Below are 23,109 nucleotides of genomic sequence, written 5' to 3' on the forward strand. Positions count from 1 at the left end.
GATCGCTCTGGTGGCTAGTTGGGAATAGGAGATTGAGGCGCGAGTTGACTTAAGATTGGGTCGTTATTTCCGGCTGCGGCTTGGGCGAACCGTTGGGCGAGGGGAGGCGCATAAACGAGGGGGTTGGTAAATCCCGAAAAGACATGAACGCCGCTAAGATTGGGAACTGACCCGACAATGGGTAGGCGCGTACCGCTGAAGGCGACTAGGCAACTATGCCAGGTTCCGGGTAAGTCTGCAAGACTTGGTAAGATTTGGCGAAGACCTGCGCGGATTTGAGATTCGCTAGCTTGGGCGTTACTTTGAAGGGAAGTGGTGCTGAGGGTACGGCTAATCTGTCCGAGCAAGATTCGCCCATCTAAGAATTGTACGCCACCTGGATCGAAGATGGGGCTGAGGATTTCGCGATCGCCCTCATTCCAAAGCGGGTCGAGTTCGTCGGTACTTGCAGCCGCCTCAAGAGCAAACCGCATTTGGTTGGCAGGCATCACCAGCGTTTGTAACTGAGGGGTTGTGCCTGTAATCTCAATCAGTTCGGCATGGGTATGATAAACCCGCACGGGCATTCCCGCTTCCCGCAAAAATTGGCGCGTCCAACCTCCGGTGCAGACTAGCGTATTTTCCGCAGCGTAAGCAGTATCTGGGGTTTTGACACCAAGAATGCGATCGCGCTCTTTGATAAAGTCTACTACTTTAGCGATCGCCCATACCCCGTTATAGCGTTGCATCGCCTGAATATAAGCCTGAGTCGTCAAAATCGGGTTCATGTGACCGTGTTTAACCGTCAGCGCCCCAGAAATTGCGTTTTGATTCAGTAGCGGTTCGAGTCCGCCCGCCTCTTGCGGCGTCAGGAGTTGCGGCGTGACAGCAAATTGAGCATAATTTGCCAGCAGGGTTTGCGGGTCCGTATTCCTATCAATGGTTAAAACCAGGTTGAGTTCGCGAAACTCAATATCGGTTCCTAACTCTTCAGCCAGTTGCAGATAGCGCTGTTTCCCTTCAGTACATAATTGAGTGGTGACATCTGAAACACCCGCCCAATAGGCTAATCCCCCATAACTGTAGCGCGTCGCATTATTCGCGATCGCATCTTGTTCGAGGAGAAGCACCGAAAATCCAACTTTTGCTAACTCATAGGCGGCGGCTGCACCCGTAATTCCAGCACCGATGACAATCCAGTCGTAAGTCATAATTTTGAAATAAGCGTTCTGAACGGCTTGCCACTACTGATTAAACCGTTGCTTGGCCCGTTCGTAAACATCCACCGTAATTTGAGCAATTCCCTCATCCTGGGCGAACTTTTCAATCTTCTTGCGGGCGGCGGGACGAACAAAAAAGGGAATTTCCTTTAACTTTGCTTCTGCTTCAGGCGTCCACTCTACATTAGCCATGCTATACCTCTGCTCAAATTTTAGTAGCGAATGCGCGGATCGACATAAGCATTGAGGATATCAATTGCTATACTGGCGATCGCCACAATTGCCGCAAAGAATACCACAACCCCCTGCACTGTGGGATAGTCTCGGAGCGTAATCGCTTCATACAAGCGGTTTCCCAAACCCGGCCAAGAAAACGTCACCTCTGTTAACACCGCGCCACCCAACAACGCCGCAAAGGTTAAGCCCAAAATCGTAATCACCGGAATTAAAGCATTTTTCAACGCATGGGCAATTAAAATCCGTCTTTCGGGAATTCCCCTAGCCCTCGCCGCTTCCACATAATCAGCTTTAAGGGTTTGTTTGAGGTTCACCCGCACAATGCGTTCAAAAATCCCGCTGAGGAGAATTCCTAGCGTAAAACAGGGTAACGCCAGGTGATGCAGCGAAATCAGAAATTGATTGATATTCCCATTCAGCAAACTATCAAGGATATATAACCCCGTCGGTCCGTTAGGAGGAATAGCAGAAATTGAAAAGCGCGTCCCCAAGGGAAACCATCCCAGTTGTACTGCGAAAACTAACTGCATCAGCATCCCCGCCCAAAATGCCGGAATTGAATAAGTCAGAATACCAAATAAGCGCCCCCCCGCATCCAAAGGACTATTAGGACGCGAAGCCGCCAGGGTTCCTATTGTAATTCCAATTCCTAGGGCCACCAGCATACTAAAAACGGTTAACTCCACCGTAGCCGGGAAATATTGCCCAATAATCTGCCAAACCGTTTGTCCGCGACTGGTTAAAGACGTGCCTAAATCTAATCTCAGCAAGTCTCCCATATAGTTGAGATATTGCAACCCCAGGGGCAAATCTAACCCCAATTGTCGCCTTAACTCCTCTTTAGCGGCGGCTGAGGCGCGGGCCCCATAAATTGCGTCTACCGGGTCGCCAGGAGTTGCCCTCAGTAATAGAAAGACTAATGTGGTAATAAACCACAACATAATCGGCGCTAGCAGTAGCCGAGAGAGAATGTAGTATTGAAGGGCTTTAGAACGAGACATCTTTCTAAGTGCTGAGTGGAAAGTGCTGAGTGCTGAGTGGGTTTGTGAGTGCTGAGTGGAAAGTGCTGTTGCTTTAGCTTCTGCGTAGCAGTGTGCTGAGTGGGGAAGAGGGTGGGGGAAGTTAGTGCTTCGCTTGGGTGTGCTGTTGTGTTAGCTTCCGCGTAGCGGTGTGCTGAGTGGGGAAGGAGTGCTGAGTTGATAGTTAGCAAGTTTTTCTATCTCTTCTTCCCTAACCCCTAACTCCCAACTCCCTTCTTCCCCAACCCCTAACTCCCAATTCCCAACTCCCCTCTTCTTACTTAGAGATGCTAGAGAACAGCAACTTCTGGGTGGGTTCTAGACGGACGCCGTTGATGCCTTTTTGGGCGAAGGCGTAATCTCTGTCTAGCCACATGGGAATAAAGGGGACATCTCTGGCAAGGATATCTTGAATTTGACCTAAGATTGCGTAGCGTTTGTCGCGGTCGGTTTCCTGGCGTTGTTGGCGAATGAGGTTCACCACTTCGGTATTGTAGTAGAAAGAGCCGTGGTTTTGGCTGGCCCCAACTTTGCAGCCTTCGGTGGCGGAACCTTCGTTACAGTCGAGGAAGGGTTGGATGTAGTTGTCGGGGTCGAAGTAGTCGGCGTACCAGTCGAGGAGAAAGGTGGGGTAGATACCTTTGTCGAGGTTTTGGAAGGCGGTGGTCGATTCTACACTTTTGAGTTCTAGTTGTAGGATACCGTCCATTTTTTGATCGGCGATCGCTTTCAGGGTACTGGCGACTAAACTGCGTTTGGTGGAGTTGGAGGAATACCAAATTTCTACAACAGCGGGGTTAGCTTGAGAAAAACCCGCTTGTGTCAGCAGTTGCTTGGCTTTCTCGGCGTTCCCGTCGCCGTATTGTTCAAACACGGGTTTATGAGAGGGGAAGGTATCGGGAATGAGGCTATACAGGGGTTCGGCTAAATCTTGTAAAACCCGTTGGTTCAAGATATTGCGGTCTACAATGGCGGCTAAGGCTTGACGCACTTCAACTCGGTTGAGGGGTTCGGAGTTGACGTTCAGCACCATGTAGTTGACGCTATTCCCATCGGCGGTAATTTCTTGCCAGCCTTGTCTTTGGGTTTCTTTTTCTAAGCTTTTAATCTGCTCGGAGTCTAGCGTACCAGAGGCGACATCGATGGCTCTAGTGCGAAAGGCGTTGAATAGGTTAGACGAGGAGGTAAACAGTTGAATATCTACCCCTTGGTTTTTCGGCTTGTCTCCCCAGTAATCTTCAAAGACATCGAGGCGAATCACATCTGTCCCAAATTGTGCCAGTTTATAGGGGCCAGTTCCTACAAACGTATCGGGTTTAAACTGTCCGGTACCGATTTGGTAAGCTTGGGGAGAAATGGCAGCAGTTCCCGGAAAGGTGAGAAGTTCGGGAAAGGCGGCGAAGGGTTGTTGCAGTTTAATCGTTAACTCGTATTCCCCCGTTGCGTTGACAGACTCGACAATATCTTTCAGCAAAAAGGCAGGAGTCCCCTCATTTTCCATAAAGCGGTTGAGGGAAAAAGCCATCGCTTCGGCGTTAAAAGAGGTGCCATCGTGGAAGAGGACGCCTTGGCGGAGGGGGATGGTGTAGGTTAATTTATCGTCGCTGATAGTTGGGAGTGCTGTGGCGAGTTGCGGGGTAAGTTCTGTTGTACCCGAACGATAGGTGTAAAGGCGATCGCCTAAATTATAGAGCAAGTTACCCGAAGCAATCTCGTAGGAGTCCGCCGGGTCGAGGGTGCGGACTTTTAAGGTCGTGCCAATATTAACGCGGGGGTTACTTGCACCTCCCAAGGTGGAGTTTTGGGTGGTGGTTTGGCTAGCACAACTAACCACTAGCAAGAAACACAGGGAAAATAAACCGAAAAATTGGCTAAGGCGTTGCCACCGTTTTGAGAGAAGCTTGGGGTAGTTCATTCGCTGCATGAGGAGAAATCAGGCCTAATAACCGAGATATTGTACAAAGGTTAGCGTGCAAGCAACGGAGTCGAGCAGAATTCCTTGGGTTTATTCGGGGTTGACGCGGGATAATCCGACAAGTTGCAATTTTAGGGTGAGAATTGAATAACGGCTAGTGGGAAAATCAGAAATTGTTCTGCTTTTGCTTTGCTTTTTATGAATATTGCGATTATCGGTTGCGGTTACGTGGGTTCGGCGATGGCGCGTTTCTGGCAAACCCAAGGATTTAATCTGACTGCAACGACGACAACCCCCGATAAGTTAGAGTCCCTAACCAGTATGGCTCAAACGGTAAAATTAGTTCGGGGTGATGATGCAGAATCGTTGAAAGCGACCTTACAGGGTCAGGAAGTGGTGTTACTCTCTGTGGGGGCAAAAAACGCCAACAGTTATGCTGAAACCTACTTGCAGACGGCGCAAACCCTCGCTGATGTGCTGCCGCAAGTGCCGACAGTCCGCCAAGTTATTTATACCGGAAGTTATGCCGTTTATGGCGATCGCCAAGGCGCAGAAGTCACCGAAACCACCCCCGTTGCGCCAGTCAACTCCAATGGCGAAATACTGGTTCAAACCGAACAGACTTTACTCAACGCTGCGACCGATACTTTAAATATCTGTATTCTCAGACTCGGTGGAATTTATGGCCCCGGACGAGAACTGGTTAAAATTTGGGGTAGAGTGGCAGGCACGACTAGACCGGGTGATGGTTCTGATATTACCAACTGGGTGCATCTAGACGATATTGTCGGCGCAATTGAATTCGCTAGAGCTAATCGCCTTAATGGGATCTACAATCTAGTTGATGACGCGCATCTCCCCCAAGCTGAACTGCTTTCGCAAGTCTACCAAACCCATAACCTCCCCCCCGTCCAATGGGATGCGTCCCAAAAAAGTTCTCGTCCCTACAACGCCAAAGTCTCCAACCAGAAAATTAAGGATGCTGGGTATCGGTTACGTTATCCCCAAATGCAGTTTTAATAAAGAATTGGCTCAAGGGTTGAGAAACGGTTGGGTTCTATTTTTCTTAGACCTTTTCGCAGATAGAAACCCTGCCAGGTTTTCCTAATTCAGTTCTATCGGTGGGAACGGTACCCGATTAGACCTGTATATAGCCTTTTTTAGATCCGTGCAGTACACTTGCTTCAAAGTCCCCTTTACTAAAGATGATTTAGGGGAATCTCGGCGGGTTTCCTCCAATCCCAAAATGCTGTGGTAGGGTTTTAAGCTACATAAATCTAGAATATTTTCCAGGAGTGAGTAGCAAAGATGGGTAAACGCGATCGCCTCGATCTTCGGACTATCATTAAAAGAATAACATTCATATTTATCTGTATATCCGCAGCCTGTTCTTTAGGTCTCCTTGTTATCTGGGTTTTTGGTCTTCCCGGAACTCGAAATGAGTATGCACGGGGTTGGGAACTAGGACTATACACGCTTTTTCACTATGTCGTTGGATGCGTTTTTTTTCTAGTTACTTACATCGTTGGGATACCAATTTCTAAACGGTTTCAGCGGATGCGGAATTTCAATCTCGTTACGATTAGCATCTTCTGGATATTTTTCCTTTACTCTGCCTTTAATATGTTGCGATCTTTCTACATCATGTTTTCAGCGAACTAAATATGCTGCCTTACCTTTAGCTCGCTATTATAGACACCAAGATGTCTGTCAATACCTAGAAAATAATCTTAATAGAAGAGAGTCAATGCGATCGCACTTTTAATGACACTGCTGGATATCAGCATTACTTTTTCCCCAAAGTAACAAAAGAGAAATCGGCACTCAGCCCTTAGACAAGCTAGAATGTTGAAAAAAACATCATCATTGGGGCGAACCGATGGGAAGATGCTTTACTGCGAGTCAGAGGTTGCTGTTGTTGCGAAAGGCGGGATATCGCTGTCAGCATTGCGGGGTTATCCTAACTCCCGATAACTTTGCAGCAGATCATCGCATTCCCTATTCTAAAGGTGGCGCAACCCAGGTTTGGAACGGTCAGGCGTTGTGTAGGGAGTGTAACTTACTCAAGTCTGACGCATTTGAGGAAGAGTAATGGCGAACTACTTCCTCGCGTATCACGAATTAGTCTTATCTCGCCTGGTGGGTGGGGTGACGAAACTTTATCCCCATCAGCGAGAGGCTTTACTGGCAATCTATCATAAGGCGGCGAATGGGGAAATGACGACTATCCCCCGCCAAGCAGCTTTAATTTTAGCGGGGGTGGGAACTGGAAAAACCTTAATTCAAGCGCTAACGCCGTTTGTGCTTGCGCCGTATATGACGGGGGAAAAGGCGCTATTTCTTTCTGATAACTGTACCTTGCGATCGCGCTTTCTGCGAGACTTCCCCACCGACTCTCGCGGCTATCCCCGCTACCACCAGTGGTTGCTATATTCCCTAGAAGTATTACCCCCAGGCGTTCCCCCACCGCGCATTGTGGAGTTGGATGCCAGCAATTTTAATAGTTATGCCTATGCTCTGCAACAGGCTGATATGCTAGTGGGGAATCGTCAGTTTGTTTTAAATTTAGTTAACCGTGGCGATATTGAACCGGAGGCGATAGGCGCATTAGTGGTGGATGAGGCGCATTTTTCCGCAGCAGCCAGCTATCGAACTATCGTCAATTATTGCCAAGATGCCTTACTGACTTACTTTACCGGATCGAAGTTTCGCTCCGATAGCCAGCCGTTACCCCAGGTTGAATATACCGAAGTTGTAGAACTCGATGAATGGGGAAATCCTACCCTTCAGTATGCCCCCATTGCCGATTATGAGTTTACCTTACAGCAGGCTTGGAAACTCAATCCGCCGCCGATTAAAAAGCTAACCCTTTCTGAAGCGACATCGGCAGCTTTTTTAATTGAAGAGAACGGGGTAGAGGTGACTTATACACCCGAACAATTCTTTATTAAAGCACAGAGCGATCGCGCCTGGTTCAGACAAATCCTATTTGGCGATCGCTTTACCTTACCCGTGCTACAAATGGCAGTAGATATCCTACTCGCCAAGCGCCAAAAAACAGGTCAACCTCATGCGATGATTGTTCGAGCTTTAAATATTGCTCACGTTCATCGCGTCGCCAAGTTGCTGCAAGAGAATTTCCCTATTTTACAAGCCAAAGTTGGCTTAATCCACTCCGAAACTGAAAGTTATGACTTGGCAGGAAGACCCAGCGATGTTATCCAAAAATTCTATAATGGCGAATTGTGGGTTCTCGTCCATTGTGGCATGGTGGGTGTCGGTTTCGATCATGCTTGGGCCAGCGTTTCCTGTTGTTTGGGTATCCTTAAAAGCTTGTCACCCGCCGAACAGGAATGGGGGCGAATTATTCGCCGAGTTCCCGGAGAGTTACCCGGATATTTCCCAAAATTTGACCATCCTAACTGGGGAGTTGTCGTCACCCATGAAAGTTTAGAAATTCGTCCCCTGTTTGAACAATTTATTCGAGGGGTGGAAAGCGATACGATTCGAGAAAGGGATAAAAATCCTCACCTCACCCCCGTTTTAACGACAGAATACGAAGCCGGAGAAACTGTTATTCATTTATCCGATACGGCTAACTTAAAACCGGGCGATGTTCTGCAAGTTACAGTTCCGGTTAACCCAACTCCCGCGCCTTCATCTCAGTTTAACTTAGCGCAAGAATTGGGAATAAATAGGGTTACTGAGAAAGCAGAGACTTATCAAACAAATCTGACTCAGCCTATCTCAGAAATCGATAAAAATCCTGTAAAACAACCCTCTACCTTACCGTGGGAAACCGAAGTTCAGGCTATCAAAATGCATCTGGCACAACTTCGCAGTTTTCGTAACTTAAATGTACAGGTAGAAGCTATTTTAGATACCAGTCGCATTCAAATTACCCCCACTTGGCTCGATATTCCAATGGGTGTGAAAGTGTCTCGTTCCCGTTCTCCCAAGCCTTTACCCGATGCTCATTTTTTAGATCATGTTAATTTGGATTGGCAAGTGATGGTTGGCGAACAAGTTTTTTCTTATAGCGAATACCGGAAGCGATCGCTCTTACAAAGCAAAGGCTTAGAATTATCTCCAGAAGGGGAAATCTTAGCCGATGGCGTTCCCCTAACTCAGACGATGCCACCCCCCGTTTATGAAGTCTTTCTCAAGGGGTTAGAAGCGGAATTAGCAACCCTTAATCTCGATTTACCTCATTCGGAAACTGTGGCACGCCCAGACGTGGCTAAACTGGAAATACAGGCGCGTTATGGCAGCCAAGTTAAAAGCCTGATTCACGATTTGTTTCGCCAACGCCGCTATATTCCAGATGGGGTTGAAGGCACTTCTTTAATTGAACGTCCTGTTAAACTTCTGTCCCAAGAAATAGAGCGCGTTCGAGCGAAGGGACAGGAAGTTAAGTTTAAGAATAATCAGCAACTCTTGCATTCTGCGGTATTTGCTCATATTAAGGAAAAAACGGGCAAAAGCTGGAGCGAACATAGCGAAGAAGAATATAAGGAAGCCTGTCAAATTGCTAGAATTTATTTAATGCGCTTGCTAGAGCAATTGCAGTGGCGGAAGTATTAAAAACAAGCTGTTTAATTCCATAAAATAGGGTAGGTGAATTATGTGCGGACGATTTAGTTTAACGGTTTCTCCAGAAGCCATTGCTCAACAGTTTAACTTATCCCAAGTCCCCGATAGCCAGCCGCGCTATAATATTGCGCCTTCTCAAAATATTGCAACTTTGGTGAAGTCCAAAGAAATCCCGGAAAAGCAATTTCAATGGATGCGTTGGGGGTTGGTTCCTTCTTGGGCAAAAGATATCAAAATTGGCTATAAGTTAATTAATGCTAGGGTAGAAACGGTGACAGATAAACCCAGTTTTCGGAGTGCCATTAAACAACGGCGCTGCTTAATTTTGGCCGATGGTTTCTACGAATGGCAGAAGCAAGGCAAGCAGAAACAACCCTATTATTTCCAATTAGAATCAGGGGATGTGTTTGCGTTTGCTGGTTTATGGGAAACTTGGAATTCTCCGGAAGACGAACGGGTAATTTCTTGTACGATTTTAACCACAGCAGCCGATGCGGTTGTGAGTCCCATTCATGAGAGAATGCCGATTATTGTGCCCTCTCAGCATTATCAGGCGTGGCTCGATCCAGAGATAACAACGCCTCAAGATATTTTACCTTTATTAAGTGAGGGCGATCGCGATCGCTTGCAAGCCAAACCCGCGAGTACAATGGTGAACAATCCCAAACATGATTCCCCAGCTTTAGCGGTTAGTGCTGAGTAAGGTTGGAGTAAAGTTCCTTTCTGTTGCTGTACTCCAACCCCTCATTGAGTTGAAAATTAGGCTGTTTTGGGCAAATCTGTCTTTAAAGCGACGGCTTTATCCCAAAGATCGGTGAGTAAATATTTGTGTTCTTGAATATCAGACTTCTTCGCCTGACGGAACCCGGCTTCTCGGATCTCTTCGGGAACCGGTTGAGTAATAATATCGCGAACCTCTTCAATCCTGTTATACAGATACCCCGCGCCCCCTATATACTCATCAAGATCCGGGCGAATGCGCGGCATACAAACGCCAACGCCTGCGGCTTGGGCTTCTGCGATCGCCATTGGCCATCCCACCGTCGCTAAATCAAACGCTGCCGTATACACCAGCCATTGATGCTTCTTATATTCTGCCAGCATTTCGCTCGGTTCTACGGGCAAGATGATGTTGACTGGGTTGCCTTTGTGGGCATTAATCTCATGGAGTCGATCCACTTGATACCCCAGGGCGTAGAGGTTAAACTGCTGTTCGGGCAGCCAGGAAGCCAGTTCAATATAGTCTTCCATCTTCTTTTTAGGAATTGCTGCACCCGTATTCATAATCGCCTGACCGTTGGGAGAGCGATCGTAAAATAGGGAATAGTTAATCGTGGGGTAGCAGTCAATCAGTTTATCGGAACGAATTCCCGCCTGTTCTAGATAGGGACGGGCAAACGGAAACGTGAGAACGCCCAAACAGAGATCGTGGTTTGCCCAGTGGAGGTTGTTTTTAATATTAGCAACCTTTTGAAATTGGGGCGTATTCCGTTCTAGCAATTGTCGAATTTGACCCCGCCAATTTTTCGGGCGCAAAGCGAGAGTATCGTAGGAGTGCGATCGCACCGTAAAGGGAATACCTAAAGAAGTCGCTAGCGGTGCTACAAATTCTAGCTGATTGAGGTAATGCGTATGAATGACATCGGGCTTAACCTGTGCGATTAAATCTCGAACAGCTTCGGGTTCCGTTAAATGGTGATAGGGGTAATAATTTCGGTAAGGAACGTCTGAGGGTTTGCGAGAAACAATCGTGACTTCATAGTCCTCATAAACCGCTTCTAGTTCAGTCTTGACATAGGTTTGCGAGATTTGAGGATATCCTCTGATAATGTACAAAACAGATGCTTTCTTCATCCCAGTCCTCTCATTAATTCAGAGTAAATATCAAACCTGTTGGAAACCCGAATAGGCAGTTTGCCTTTATTCGTATGCTTTAGGGTAGATTGACCTAAAAATTTGAGAAAAGCATCGCGCTAAAGATAGAGAAGCATCGAACTGGCAAATTAAAAATTTGCTCAATCGCTAGAAATGAAAAGCTTGACGAACACAAGACCTTGAAGCGTCAGAGTAACAAATATCACAAACCTGCGAGTTCAAATCGTCTCTCTTAATGGAGAAGAAATTGGCAATCGTCACCTCCTAAAGTGAAGCTTGAGAGCAAATAGCATTGAGGCGATCGCTTATGGAATATCGGCATTTAGGGAAGCATGGCTTGCGAGTTTCCGAAATTTGTCTGGGATCGTGGTTGACCTATGGGGGCGCAACCGCAGCAGACACCGCCCGGAGTTGCATTGAACAAGCCTACAGCCTGGGGATTAACTTTTTTGATACTGCGAATGTCTACGCCGCAGGAGAAGCCGAAAAAATTGTGGGTCAGGTGTTGCAGCAGTACCCGCGCGAATCCTACGTAATCGCCACGAAAGTCTACTTTCCAATGGGTAAAGGGCCCAACGATCGCGGTCTATCGCGCAAACATATTTTAGAGCAATGCGACGCCAGCCTGAAGCGCTTGGGCTTAGACTATATTGACCTCTACCAAGCCCATCGCTATGACCCAACAGTACCGCTAGCTGAAACGCTGATGGCTTTCGACTTTCTGGTCAAACAGGGCAAAATCCTATATTACGGGGTCTCAGAATGGAGTGCCGGACAGCTTGCCCATGCTAGCGATCTTGCCCGGTTAGCGAACTTGGCTCCGCTTGCTTCTAACCAACCGCGCTATAACCTGTTAGATCGCGCCATCGAACCGGAAATCTTGCCGCTGTGTCAGCGCGAAGGCATCGGAATTATCAATTATTCTCCCCTCGCCCAGGGCTTGCTGACGGGCAAATATAAACCCGGCCAACCGTTGCCAGACGGTTCGCGGGCCAGCGATCCTAAGCAAAATATGTTTTTGAATAACGGCAATTTGGAGCGAGAGCAATTGCTGAAGGTACAGCGATTATTACCCATCGCCGAGCAAGAAGGCCTGAGTTTGAGTCAATTAGCCCTGGCGTGGTGCCTGCGCCAGCGAGAACTGAGCAGCACAATTATCGGAGCCAGTCAACCCCTCCAGGTTCGGGAGAATGCGGGCGCATCGGGTGTAGAGCTTTCTGCAACGACGCTTCAGCGCATTAACGAAATTTTAGAGACGACTGCGAGCGATCGCGCTACCGTTAGGGCTTAGGCGGAGTGGACTAAGCTAGCGATCGCGCGGATTAACCCCTCCGGTTCTACGGGCTTCGAGAGGTGCTGCTGAAAGCCTGCGGCTAAGGCCCGATGCCGATCGAACTTTCCAGCATAGGCCGTCAGCGCGATCGCCTTCACCTGGCCGCCGCGTTCTGGCGGTAAGGCGCGAATCCGCTGCATCAGCATGTAGCCATCAATTCCTGGCATCCCAATATCGCTAAGTAGCACATCTGGCTGAGACTGGGCTAACACACTCAGCACCTCTTCTGCCGAAGTCACCGTAGTCGCGATCGCGCCTGCTTCTTCTAATAAAAAGGTGACAAACTCGCGCGTATCCGCCTCATCATCCACCACCAACACCCGAACGCCGCTGAGATCGAGCTTGAAGTGCGATCCGGCAACTTCTAAAGGAGAATCCTCCTGAACAGACATCAACGGCAGGCGAACCGTAAAAGTTGCGCCCAAACCTTCCCCAGGGCTATCTACTTGAATCGTACCCCCATGCAGTTCCACCAAATGACGCACAATGGCTAACCCCAGTCCCAAGCCACCAAACTTGCGCGTTGTGGTGCTATCCGCTTGTCGAAAGTAATCAAAGACATGGGGCAAAAAGTCCGTTGCAATCCCCTTTCCCGTGTCCGCCACGACAATTTGAGCAAAAGATTGAGGGGGAGTGTCCGATAAGCGTTCTAACTTGACCTCAATCTGCCCGTTGGGGGGCGTAAATTTCACCGCATTAGAGAGCAAGTTCCACACCACTTGCTGCAAGCGGGTGGCATCGCCCCAAACCCGTCCAACCTGCGGATCGAGAAACGCATTCATCTCAATGGACTTAGCTTCGGCAGCGAGGCGCACCGTTTCAATGGCGGCTTGGATCGTGGAAGCTAAATTCACCGAACTCGCATTCAGACTTAACTTACCCCGCAGAATCCGAGAAACATCGAGTAAATCTTCAATCAGTTCAGATTGCAAGCGTGCATTGCGCTCAATAGCACTCAAGGCTTGTTGAGTGCGGTCTGCATCCAGCTTGCCGTTGAGCAAGAATTTAGACCAGCCCAAAATTGGATTCAGGGGCGATCGCAATTCATGGGACACCACCGCCAAAAACTCATCCTTAACCCGGTTTGCGGCTTCGGCGGCATTGCGTGCCCGCTGTTCGGCCTCATAGAGATCGGCGCGGGCGATCGCTTGGGCGCATTGTTGAGCCAGCGTCAGCATAAAGATCCGATCTTCGGAGTTAAACGTTTGAGGCTGAGAAAAACTTAGACCAATCACCCCCAACAGTCGATCTTCAACGCTTAAGGGCAAGCACGCCCAAGCTTGATGTTGGGTAATCGTAGCGCTCTCTGCTAGATGAGGATAGCGCTCTACAAAGCGTTCGCGATTTCCGATAAATACAGGGCTTTGGGTGCGGGCAGTTTCAGCAATGGGGACTGGCGAGTTCGCCGGAAAGCTAGACCAGGTATTCAACATCGATTCGGGATAGCCCACAGCTTGCACAATCTGAAGCGTTCTCCCTTCATCGACTAGCAGCGCCAGGGAACCGGCTTTGGCCTCCATTGCGGCGATCGCGCGCTGCGTCACCACTTCAGCCACCTGCTTTGGCGTCAGCGCTTGCGAAAAAGCAGCGGTAATTTGCTGCAAAATCGCCGTGCGATGTGCCAAGCGTTCGGCAATCTGTTGAGCCTGCTGCGCTTTTTGGTACAGTTGAGCATTATCCACAGCTAAAGCCGCGTGGCGACCCAATTCTTCAGCAAATGCCAAGTCTTCTGGATCGTACTGTCGGGCAGACTCTGCGGCAACGAAGACGAGCGTTCCCAAGATTTTTCCCCGCGCAGGCATTGGCACAATCATTGCCGAACGAAAGCCCACCTCTCGCAGCAGCCGCAGATGTTCCTCGTCGCGGGCAGATTGGACGAGCAGTTCGTCGGTAATGTGGGGGTAAAATTCTGATTGCCCAGTTCGCAAAACGCGAGGCGTGCCGGTAGGATCGTCTGGATTGATAGGATAGCGCTGTCTAATTTCATCGGCCCACTGAATTTTCTCAGGATTGCTGTGAGCAGTGGCGACGGCTTCAATAGAACCATCATCTTGTACGACCTGGACAACGCACCAGTCGGCTAGATGGGGAACCAATTGGTAAGCAAGCTGGTTCAGGATGGTTTGGTAATCTAAGGAACTCGCCAGCGCTTTACTAAATTGGGCAAGATATTGTTGAGCTTCTTCGTGCCGCTTGCGTTGGGTAATATCAATCATAATTCCTCGCAACAACTGGGGGCGATCGCCTTGGCGCACAACGTTAACCACATCGTAAAGCCAGACAATTCGACCATCGGCAGCGACCATGCGATATTCAAAGTCGTAGTTATCCAGAACGAGCGAGTTCTCGTAACACAACTGAGGCACCCATTCGCGATCGCGAACGTACATCTGTTTTGTCCAAAAGTCCTGGATATACCAATCCTCTAAGGGATAGCCCAGGATTTCCACAACTTGCGGCCCAACGTAGGTAAATTGTCCGGTTGCTGGATCGACTTCCCAAGGGATCACCCGGACGCGTTCTGCTAGCAGGCGAAACCGTTCTTCGCTGTGGCGCAGGGCTAACTCGGTTTGTTTGAGTGGGGTAATGTCAATGGCTGCACCCGTCACGCCGATAACGTTCCCCGGCGTCTCTTTTAAGGGTTCAATGGTCAGGTCGTAGTAATAAGCTTGTCCCAAGTGGGTGAGCTTGCATTCCTCTCGCGTGCCGATCCCGGTTTCTAAAACTTGTCGTTTGATGCGGGTGAGGATGGCTGCTTCTTCTGGATTGGCTAAATCGCGATCGCCTTTACCTAAAACGGTCCCTTCTAGATCGCCAAAAGCAGGGTTTTCAATCCAGGTATATCGCAAATCCAGGTCTTGATTAAAGACGGTGATGGGAGCATTTTTGAGGGCGACTCGCAATCGTTCTTCGCTTTGACGCAAGGCGATTTCGGTGTGCTGTCGCTGCGTTATATCCTGAAAGACGGCGACGGCGGAAATAATCTCTCCACGATCGTTCAAGACGGCTGAGGCGTTGGTATCAATAACGATGCGGCTGCCATCGGGATAGCGGATTTCTATTTCTTCATGGCGGATCGTTTCCCCCGTTCGCAGCGATCGCGCTAAGGGGTATTCGTCAGCCGCATAGGGTTGTCCATCCAAACGGTAGGCGAGTAAGGGAATATTGGGTAAGTATTGATCGAGTTTGATGTCGATCGCTTGGGTATACCTCAGCAGTTGATGGGCTTGCTCGTTAGATAAAATCAGATTGCCAGAAGCCGCATCGGCAATTAACACGCCTGCGGGCATTTGGCTGAGAACCGCTTCAAACTGGGCGCGTTCTGCGGCGAGGGTTTGTAAAAGTTGCTCCCGTTCGGCTTCGGTTTGCTTGCGTTCGGTGATATCTGCAATAAAAACAGTCAGTCCATCGGGCGAGGGGTAAACCCGGTATTCGTACCAATACTGCCAAGGGAGATGCAGGTACTCAAACCCAGCCGGAATTTGTTCGACCATTGCCTGTTGAAACTGGCTCTCTAGGCTAGTTCCGAGGGTACAGGGAAATAAAGCCCAAAAGTTCTCGCCGAGGAGTTGTTCCCGTTCTCGTTCGACCATGTGGCAGTAGCGATCGTTGGCGTAGGTATAGCACCAATCGCGATCGAGGGTGTAAAATCCATCGCTAATGCTGGAAAGAACCGTGCCCAGACGTTCTTTCACGACTTGAGTTTCGCGTTGAGCCGTTTCGCTTGCAGCTCGCAATCTTTTCTCTCGATGGATCGCACTCCAACGGGCTTGATTTAATCCGCTAATCAGGAAGGAGGCGATGATGAATGCTCCCAAACGGACTAGCGTGTTTAGATCGTCAAAAGCGAGGGAGTAAGGGGGCGGAAGGCAACAGTAGTTAATCGCCAGTGTAGATAAAACAGTTGCCAATAGACCTGGCCCTAAACCGCCCAACCAGGCACTCACCATAACGGCGACAAAAAAGGGTGAAGTGGGGATAGGAGCGATGACAAAACCCAATAGTAGAGCAATTCCTAATGCCAGGGTAGTAGAGAGCAGCGCTACGCTGTAGGAAAGCAGCATAGTCTTCCCAGTGGCTTTTCTCCCAATGCTCAAAGATATCCTCCTATCGGGCTTTCCCCTGCTCCGGTAGACATTCATTGAAACCTATGAACCGTTGTAACTCGTTGTTAATAGGAGGAGAATGTCAGGCAGAATCTCAATTCTAATTTTCTACCCTTAGATAGGGAAAATAATCTATCTTGCGAGGGAACTTTGAATACCTTGGTCTGGTATAGAGAGTACATTTCCCAAGGGAGCGCGATCGCGAGAAGCCTTTCTCCGGGTTAACTGATAATCAAGATCGTCGCTACGACAGCCTCCGACTTTCAGCAGTGAGTGTCCGTTCGCAAACGCCTCAAGACGTTCAATCATTCAGCAACTTTTATAGAGTTTAATTTGATAGCCTGCCTATCAGTAAATCTACAGAGTCATTCGCTGCTTCTTTACTCTTCTTCATAATTCCAGTCAGGACTGGAAGTCTAGGGTTAAAGTATGAATGAATGTCCGCAGTTCGCATTAGTTGCAAGCCTTGTTCGTCACCATAGGAATAACCGGGATGAATTCTCCAGACGATAAAGCAAAAGAGTTTGAGCGCCGAGAACGAGAATTAAAAGAGCGAGAGCAAATGATTCGCTTGCGGGAAATTGAATCAGAACTGTATCAACCCGCTTCCACCCCTGTCTATTCCACCACCAAGCATCAACCGCCTGAAAAGACAGCAAAACGCTGGAAAAAACTCGCCAATATTGGTAAATTTTTCCTACTCGTGGTTGCAGTAATTGTGGGTATGAAGGTTGCCAGTTGGCTAGCGGGAGCCATTATTGTGGGTAGTATAGCATTTGTCGGATACAAGCTTTTCCTAGAAGGCGATCGCAAATAAACTCAATTCAATCATGAATCAATCGTTTCAAGCCGCCTTTGATTCATGATTGCAGCCTGTAGGGACTTTTAATTAAAGATTTACTCATTAGGAAATCAGCATGAGTTATCCTAACTTTTTGGGCAATCTCGAACGTATTTCTCAAGCTAGACATGCCAGTGCTAATCATCTTGAAAAGATTGCGGAGACGCTAGCCAAAGCTGAAGTTAAGGGCGAACAAGCGTCAGGAAAACTTAGCCTAGAACGCGATATTGAAGATATTAACATTGCGAGTGCCAATTTAAAAAGAGGAGTTTTTCGTCTCCTGGTTTTAGGAGATATGAAACGCGGCAAAAGTACCTTTCTCAACGCTTTAATCGGAGAAAACCTACTCCCTAGCGATGTTAATCCCTGCACGGCAGTTTTAACCATTCTACGGTATGGATTGCACAAACAAGTTAAGGTTTACTTTAAGGGCGATCGCCCGCCCGAATGTCTAGATTTTGAAACCTTTAAGCAACACTATACCATTCATCCAGACGAAGCCAAAAAGTTAGAGCAGGAAAAGAAACTCGCATTTCCCGAAGTAGAATATGCAGCGGTAGAATATCCTTTACCCTTACTCGAAAAAGGGATTGAAATTATCGACAGTCCTGGATTGAATGATACCGAAGCTCGCAACGAGCTGGCCCTGAGTTATATTAACAATTGCCATGCCATTCTCTTCGTCTTGCGAGCAATGCAACCCTGTACCTTAGAAGAACGGCGCTATTTGAATAACTACATTAAAGATAGGGGATTAACCGTTTTTTTCCTAGTCAATGCCTGGGATGAAATTCGAGAAGCCTTAATCGATCCCGACGATCCCGAAGAGTTGCAAGATGCCCAAACCAAACTTCGTAAAGTCTTCCACAATAACTTAGCAGAATATTGCCAAATTGAGGGACAAGATATCTACGAACAGCGCGTTTTTGAAGTCTCTTCCATTCAAGCATTGCGACGACGGCTAAAAGATCCCAATGCAAATTTAGCGGGAACTGGCTTCCCCGAATTTACCCATGCTCTCAATACCTTTTTAACCCAAGAAAGAGCGATCGCGCAAATGCGTCAAGCCCGCAGCCTCGCCAGACAAGCCTATCATCGGGTACATGAAGCCATCGAACGCCGCCTTCCCCTGTTAAACCGCGATGTCAACGAACTCAAACAGCGCATTCAGGCGGTTGAACCTGAGTTTAACCAACTCCAGGCAATTCGCGATCGCTTTCAGTCAGAAATCTTTGCATTGCGCGATCGCAAAGCTGATGCGATCGCCAAAGGCTTCCACAATTATATCCTCAATTTGGGTAACACCTTTGAAACCGATTTTCTCCAATATCAACCCGACATTGGCTTTTTAGAATTCTTACAACAGGGAAAGCGAGATGAATTTAACACCGCTTTTCAACGCGCATTTGAACAGTATATTAACGATAAAATCGCAGCTTGGGAACTCAGCACCGAACAAGAACTGAGCAATGCCTTTGCTGACTTGGGACGCAAAGCCAGCTATCATGGTGAAGCCTATGCCCAGGTGACACAAACCATGACCGAAAAACTTATCGGTCAGAAAATTCATGTTAATGTTAGCGTTGAAGAAAATACGCCGTCTTGGTCAAGTTGGGCGGCTGGTTTTGCCTCTTTAGCCATTGGAAATGTTGCAGGTTTGGCGCTAGCCGGGGCAGGCTTTGATTGGCGAAATATCCTGTTAAACTCATTAGCCGTATTAGGCATTTGGAGCTTTTTAAGTATCTTCTCCATTGGCTTAATTACTGGCCCAGCGGGTTTATTGTTATTAGGATTAGGGGTGGGTGCTTTTCAAGCCGATAGCGCTAAAAAAGAACTCATTCGAGCTACAAAAAAGGAGTTTCTGAAATACCTTCCCAAAATTGCCCAAGAACAACAGACAAATGTTTATCAAGCCGTGCAAAACTGCTTCAATAGCTACGAAAAAGAAGCCATTCAACGAATTGATGATGACATTAAATCCCGAAAATCTGAGCTTTCTAACTTAATTCAGCAAAAAGAAACTCAAGAAATTAACTGCGAGGCGGAATTGCAGCGTCTCAATACGTTAGATAGCCAAATCCTCGCTGAAGTTCGCAGCCTGGAATCTGTTTATGAAGGTTTGCTAGCAGCCTGAAAAAACTAGCTCTTTTCAAAGAAAGGAATACCTCTCAATTGTCTATTGTTTAGAAACGCATGAGTTATAAAGTAGAAACAACCCGATTTATGAGTGGTTTAGAACGCGTCTCCCAAGTGCGTTCTCAGCTTGCTCACCATCTGGCAAATTTAGTCAGTACCCTGAAACAATCAGAAGTCAATAGCCAAAGTCAATCAGGAAAATTAGGACTCGAACGAGAAATTGCTGACTTAGATAAGTATAGCCAAACCTTACAAAAAGGCGTGTTTCGACTTCTCGTTTTAGGCGACATGAAACGGGGAAAAAGCACCTTTCTCAACGCTTTAATCGGAGAACGACTGCTTCCTAGCGATGTCAATCCCTGTACGGCAATTCTCACCTTATTGCGCTACGGTGCTGAAAAGAAAGTTACGGTGTATTTTAATGATGGTAAAGCACCCGAAGAGGTAGATTTCAAAGTCTTTAAGCAGCGCTACACCATCGATCCTTCAGAAGCCAAAGAATTAGAACGTCAGAAAAAACTAGCGTTTCCAGATGTAGATTATGCCGTGGTAGAGTATCCCTTACCGCTATTAGAAAAAGGGATTGAAATTGTTGATAGTCCTGGGTTGAATGATACTGAAGCCAGAAATGAATTATCTTTGGGCTACGTGAATAATTGCCACGCCATTTTATTTGTGCTGCGGGCAACTCAACCTTGTACGTTAGGCGAACGCCGATATTTAGAGAACTACATTAAAGGGCGGGGTTTATCCGTCTTCTTTTTGGTGAATGCTTGGGATCAGGTGCGAGAAAGTTTAATCGATCCAGAGGATGAAGAAGAGTTAGCAGAAGCCGAGGAAAAATTACATCGCGTTTTTCAAGCTAATTTAGCCGAATATTGTCAGGTGGAAGGCTTCGATTTGTATGAGGAACGCGTATTTCTTCTTTCTTCTTTGGACGCATTGCGACGGCGAATTAAAAATCCCGATGCGTCTTTAGAGGGCACGGGTTTTCCCGAATTCATGGGGGCGCTAGGGGCATTTTTAACAAAAGAACGAGCAATTTCTGAGTTCCGTCAAGCCCGAACCCTGGCAAAACAAACAGAACGGCACGTTCGCGAATCGATTGAACGGCGAATTCCGCTATTAGAAAAAGATGTAGAGGAGTTGAAAACCCGAATTCAATCGGTAGAACCCGAATTTACCAAACTTACCGAAATTCGCGAACAGTTTAAAGCAGAAATTCTCGCGACGCGCGATCGCAAAGCTAAAGCGATCGCCGATTCCTTCCGAACCTACGTGCTAGCCTTGGGCAATACTTTTGAAACCGACTTCCTGCGCTACCAACCCGAATTGCGGTTTATGGACTTTCTCAGCAAAGGCAAGCGCGAAGCCTTCGAGAAAGCCCTAACGGAAGCCTTTAGCCAATATATCAACGATAAACTCTCCGCTTGGAGTCTATCGGCCGAACAGGAAATGAACGCCGCCTTTACGCAACTTTCCAAGAGTGCCTTGCAATACGGCGCATCCTATACCAAGGTGACAGATAAGATTACCGAGAAACTCACCGGGCAAAAAGTTCAACCCCTGCTAGGCACTACCCCCGAAGATAACGCCCCCGCTTGGGCAAAATGGGCGGCAGGCTTATTCTCCCTAGCCAGAGGTAATATTGCAGGCGTCGCAATGGCGGGGGCGGGTTTTGACTGGAAAAATATTGTCCTCAACTTTATTACCGTCTTTGGAATTAGCAGCATCATCGCCTCATTTACAGGTATTGTATTAGGGCCGCTATACCTCGCCCTCTTGGGAATGGGAGTCGGGTTATTGCAAGCGGATGGGGCGCGTAAAGAACTGGTGAAAGCCGCCCGCAAGGAATTAGTAAAATATTTACCCCAAGTTGCCCAAGAACAATGGCAACCGATCTATGATGCGATCGCAGAATGTTTCGACACCTACGAACGCGAAGTCACAGAACGCCTCAACGACGACATCAACGCCCGCAAAGCCGAATTAGATAACCTAATGCAGCAGAAAAACTCCCAGGAAATCAGCCGTACTGCTGAGTGCGATCGCTTTAAGCGGTTTGCGGCTGAAGTTAGCGCCGAAACCGAACAGGTAGAAACGCTGTATCAAGGGTTCCTGGCGGCGAATGCTTAGACGGGGGGAAGAAGGGAGTTGGGAGTTGGGAATTGGGAGTTGGGGAGGAAGGATGGAACACTCTTCGGAATTTGCTAACCTTGTTGCGTCTCTTCAGTCGGCTTTGGGCTTAATTGATTTTGAGTCTAACGCTAGCTTGCGCCAAGATGCCCTTAACTTATGCGACTATTTAGCCGATCCGGTTTTCCGCATTGCCGTATTTGGGCCGTTTAATCATGGTAAATCTACCTTGTTAAACGCCTTACTGGGAAGTCGGACTCTCCCGATCGATCTCATTCCCACAACAGGGGCAGCGATCGCAGTACGCTACGGTACAGAAATCACTAGCCGCATTACCTTCTCTAACGGTCGAGAGATTGTTGAACCGGGAACCGATATCCTCAAACAATACGCCATTTTAGATGACCAGCGGCGGATGCGAGGGGATGTGACGGGGGTGCATGTCACCTATCCCCATCCTTTCTTGCAAACCGGGATAGAATTTCTGGACTTACCCGGAACTAACGATCGTGAGGCGCAAGAAATGCTAGTGCGCGATCGCCTTTTTACCTGCGATCTGATTATCCAGGTTTTGGATGCTCGCAAGCTGATGACGTTGGGGGAACGCGAACACCTGCGCGACTGGCTATTAGATCGCGAGATTAAAAGTATCGTGTTTGTGGTGAATTTCCTCAATTTATTAGAACCCGACGAACAGAAAGAGGTCTTTCACCGCTTGCGGTTTGTGGCAGAAAGTTTTCGCGCCGATCTCCCCTCTGGCATTAGCAACCTCTACCGGGTTGATGCTCTACCCGCCCTGAGAGCTAGATTAAAAGGGGATACTTCTGCGGCACAAGTGAGTGGGTTAGCCGCGTTTGAATCAGCCTTACAAGCCATTACAGCAGCACAACAGGAACGGTTGCGGGTTCGTCTCCCTCGCATTCGGGCGATCGCCTCTCAAATTCAACAGCAGTTACAGGCTAAAGTCGAAGCGTTTAATGCAGAATTAGTCACCGCTAAAGAGAAGCAACAGGCGAAAATTGCCATTCAACAAAAAGCGGAAAAGCTGATTCGCCAAGGGTTCCAAGCTAGCGCTTCGGAGTTAGAAAGCTGGCTGTATCTCCCCAAACTGCTAGAACGCTATCAATCTGAACTGGCAATGGCACTGCGTCAAGGACAGTTTGAAACTTGGCAAACGCAACGCTTGCAAAGCGCGATCGCGCCTCACGAACAATCGCTCAATCAATGGCTAGATAAGGGTTGCGAGTTCTTTCAACAGCAACATCCAGGTGCCCTCAAGTTTCCCTATCCCAGTCCCCCCCAAGTCACCTTACCCAAACCGCCTCAAACCGCTACCTCAAAAAGTGATTCAGACTTAATGCCAGTGGCGCTATCTACGGGAATTGGTTGGATTTTGGGGGGCCCGGTAGGCGCGGCGGTTGTCGGGGGTGCCAGCTATCTGATCGGCCGCACGCCCGCTCAAAAATCGGCAAATTCTCCCCCGGAAAGTCAAATTTTACAAGCCTATCAAGAAGCCGCAGAGGATTATTTAACCCATCTCAATATCGAATGGCTGGCAAGCCTGCGCGACTGTCAACAAAAATTAGAGACAATTATCTGTTATAAAAGTGAAGATAAACCTTTAGAATCAACGCCTGATTCCTATCAAATTCAACTAGCACAAAGTTTGATAGATAACCTCTCTCTAGAGATAGAGAAAATCGGGCGTTTATAAACTCG

15 protein-coding genes are annotated in these 23,109 nt (G+C 48.0%); 9 read left to right on the top strand and 6 right to left on the bottom strand.

Going from position 1 to position 23,109, the window contains the following annotated elements:
* Positions 1-14: 14 nt before the first annotated feature.
* The 4 genes from QQ055_RS00620 to QQ055_RS00635 form a co-directional block, all read right to left on the bottom strand.
* Complete coding sequence (locus QQ055_RS00620; protein WP_349775297.1) at positions 15-1,190, bottom strand: NAD(P)/FAD-dependent oxidoreductase; 1,176 nt, start codon at positions 1,188-1,190, stop codon at positions 15-17.
* Between the two features lie 33 nt (positions 1,191-1,223).
* A complete protein-coding gene (locus tag QQ055_RS00625) occupies positions 1,224-1,391 on the bottom strand; it encodes a PCP reductase family protein (RefSeq protein WP_069968906.1) in 168 nt (55 codons plus the stop codon).
* 20 nt (positions 1,392-1,411) lie between these two features.
* Entirely contained in the window at positions 1,412-2,437 is a 1,026-nt protein-coding gene (locus QQ055_RS00630; protein ID WP_069968907.1) for an ABC transporter permease, read from the bottom strand.
* Positions 2,438-2,732: 295 nt separating this feature from the next.
* Positions 2,733-4,370: an ABC transporter substrate-binding protein gene (locus QQ055_RS00635; protein WP_284476825.1), complete on the bottom strand. Its 1,638-nt coding sequence runs from the start codon at positions 4,368-4,370 to the stop codon at positions 2,733-2,735.
* Between the two features lie 198 nt (positions 4,371-4,568).
* Between QQ055_RS00635 and QQ055_RS00640 the strand changes: the two genes are divergently transcribed.
* The 4 genes from QQ055_RS00640 to QQ055_RS00655 all read left to right on the top strand — a co-directional run bounded on the left by QQ055_RS00640 (position 4,569) and on the right by QQ055_RS00655 (position 9,666).
* Complete coding sequence (locus tag QQ055_RS00640; protein WP_284476824.1) at positions 4,569-5,390, top strand: SDR family oxidoreductase; 822 nt, start codon at positions 4,569-4,571, stop codon at positions 5,388-5,390.
* A gap of 859 nt (positions 5,391-6,249) precedes the next feature.
* Positions 6,250-6,462, top strand: a complete 213-nt coding sequence (locus QQ055_RS00645) for an HNH endonuclease (RefSeq protein WP_286004055.1) — start codon at positions 6,250-6,252, stop codon at positions 6,460-6,462.
* Positions 6,462-8,954, top strand: coding sequence for a DEAD/DEAH box helicase (locus tag QQ055_RS00650; RefSeq protein ID WP_284476823.1), 2,493 nt, complete (start codon positions 6,462-6,464; stop codon positions 8,952-8,954). Before QQ055_RS00645 ends, QQ055_RS00650 begins: the two co-directional genes overlap by 1 nt.
* Positions 8,955-8,994: 40 nt before the next feature.
* Entirely contained in the window at positions 8,995-9,666 is a 672-nt protein-coding gene (locus QQ055_RS00655; RefSeq protein ID WP_284476822.1) for an SOS response-associated peptidase, read from the top strand.
* Between the two features lie 56 nt (positions 9,667-9,722).
* Here the strand turns inward: QQ055_RS00655 and QQ055_RS00660 are convergent, their stop codons facing one another.
* On the bottom strand, positions 9,723-10,817 hold the full coding sequence (locus QQ055_RS00660) for a glycosyltransferase (protein WP_284476821.1): 1,095 nt from the start codon (positions 10,815-10,817) through the stop codon (positions 9,723-9,725).
* A 328-nt stretch (positions 10,818-11,145) separates the two neighbouring features.
* On the opposite strand from QQ055_RS00660, the gene QQ055_RS00665 reads away from it, so the two are divergent.
* A complete protein-coding gene (locus QQ055_RS00665; RefSeq protein ID WP_286004056.1) occupies positions 11,146-12,129 on the top strand; it encodes an aldo/keto reductase family protein in 984 nt (327 codons plus the stop codon).
* On the opposite strand, the gene QQ055_RS00670 is transcribed toward QQ055_RS00665, so the two are convergent.
* Positions 12,126-16,235, bottom strand: a complete 4,110-nt coding sequence (locus tag QQ055_RS00670; RefSeq protein WP_284476819.1) for a PAS domain S-box protein — start codon at positions 16,233-16,235, stop codon at positions 12,126-12,128. The genes QQ055_RS00665 and QQ055_RS00670 overlap by 4 nt on opposite strands.
* A gap of 535 nt (positions 16,236-16,770) precedes the next feature.
* Here QQ055_RS00670 and QQ055_RS00675 point away from each other — a divergent pair.
* The 4 genes from QQ055_RS00675 to QQ055_RS00690 all read left to right on the top strand — a co-directional run bounded on the left by QQ055_RS00675 (position 16,771) and on the right by QQ055_RS00690 (position 23,104).
* Positions 16,771-17,094 (top strand): hypothetical protein, encoded by a 324-nt coding sequence (locus QQ055_RS00675; RefSeq protein ID WP_069968916.1) that lies wholly within the window; start codon positions 16,771-16,773, stop codon positions 17,092-17,094.
* A 100-nt stretch (positions 17,095-17,194) separates the two neighbouring features.
* Positions 17,195-19,252 (top strand): dynamin family protein, encoded by a 2,058-nt coding sequence (locus QQ055_RS00680; protein WP_284476818.1) that lies wholly within the window; start codon positions 17,195-17,197, stop codon positions 19,250-19,252.
* 59 nt (positions 19,253-19,311) lie between these two features.
* Positions 19,312-21,390, top strand: coding sequence for a dynamin family protein (locus tag QQ055_RS00685; protein WP_284476817.1), 2,079 nt, complete (start codon positions 19,312-19,314; stop codon positions 21,388-21,390).
* A gap of 52 nt (positions 21,391-21,442) precedes the next feature.
* Positions 21,443-23,104 carry a dynamin family protein gene (locus QQ055_RS00690; RefSeq protein WP_284476816.1) on the top strand — a complete coding sequence of 554 codons (1,662 nt, stop codon included), beginning with the start codon at positions 21,443-21,445 and terminating at the stop codon, positions 23,102-23,104.
* Positions 23,105-23,109 lie beyond the last annotated feature (5 nt).

The sequence above is a fragment of the Geitlerinema calcuttense NRMC-F 0142 genome, assembly GCF_030285425.1.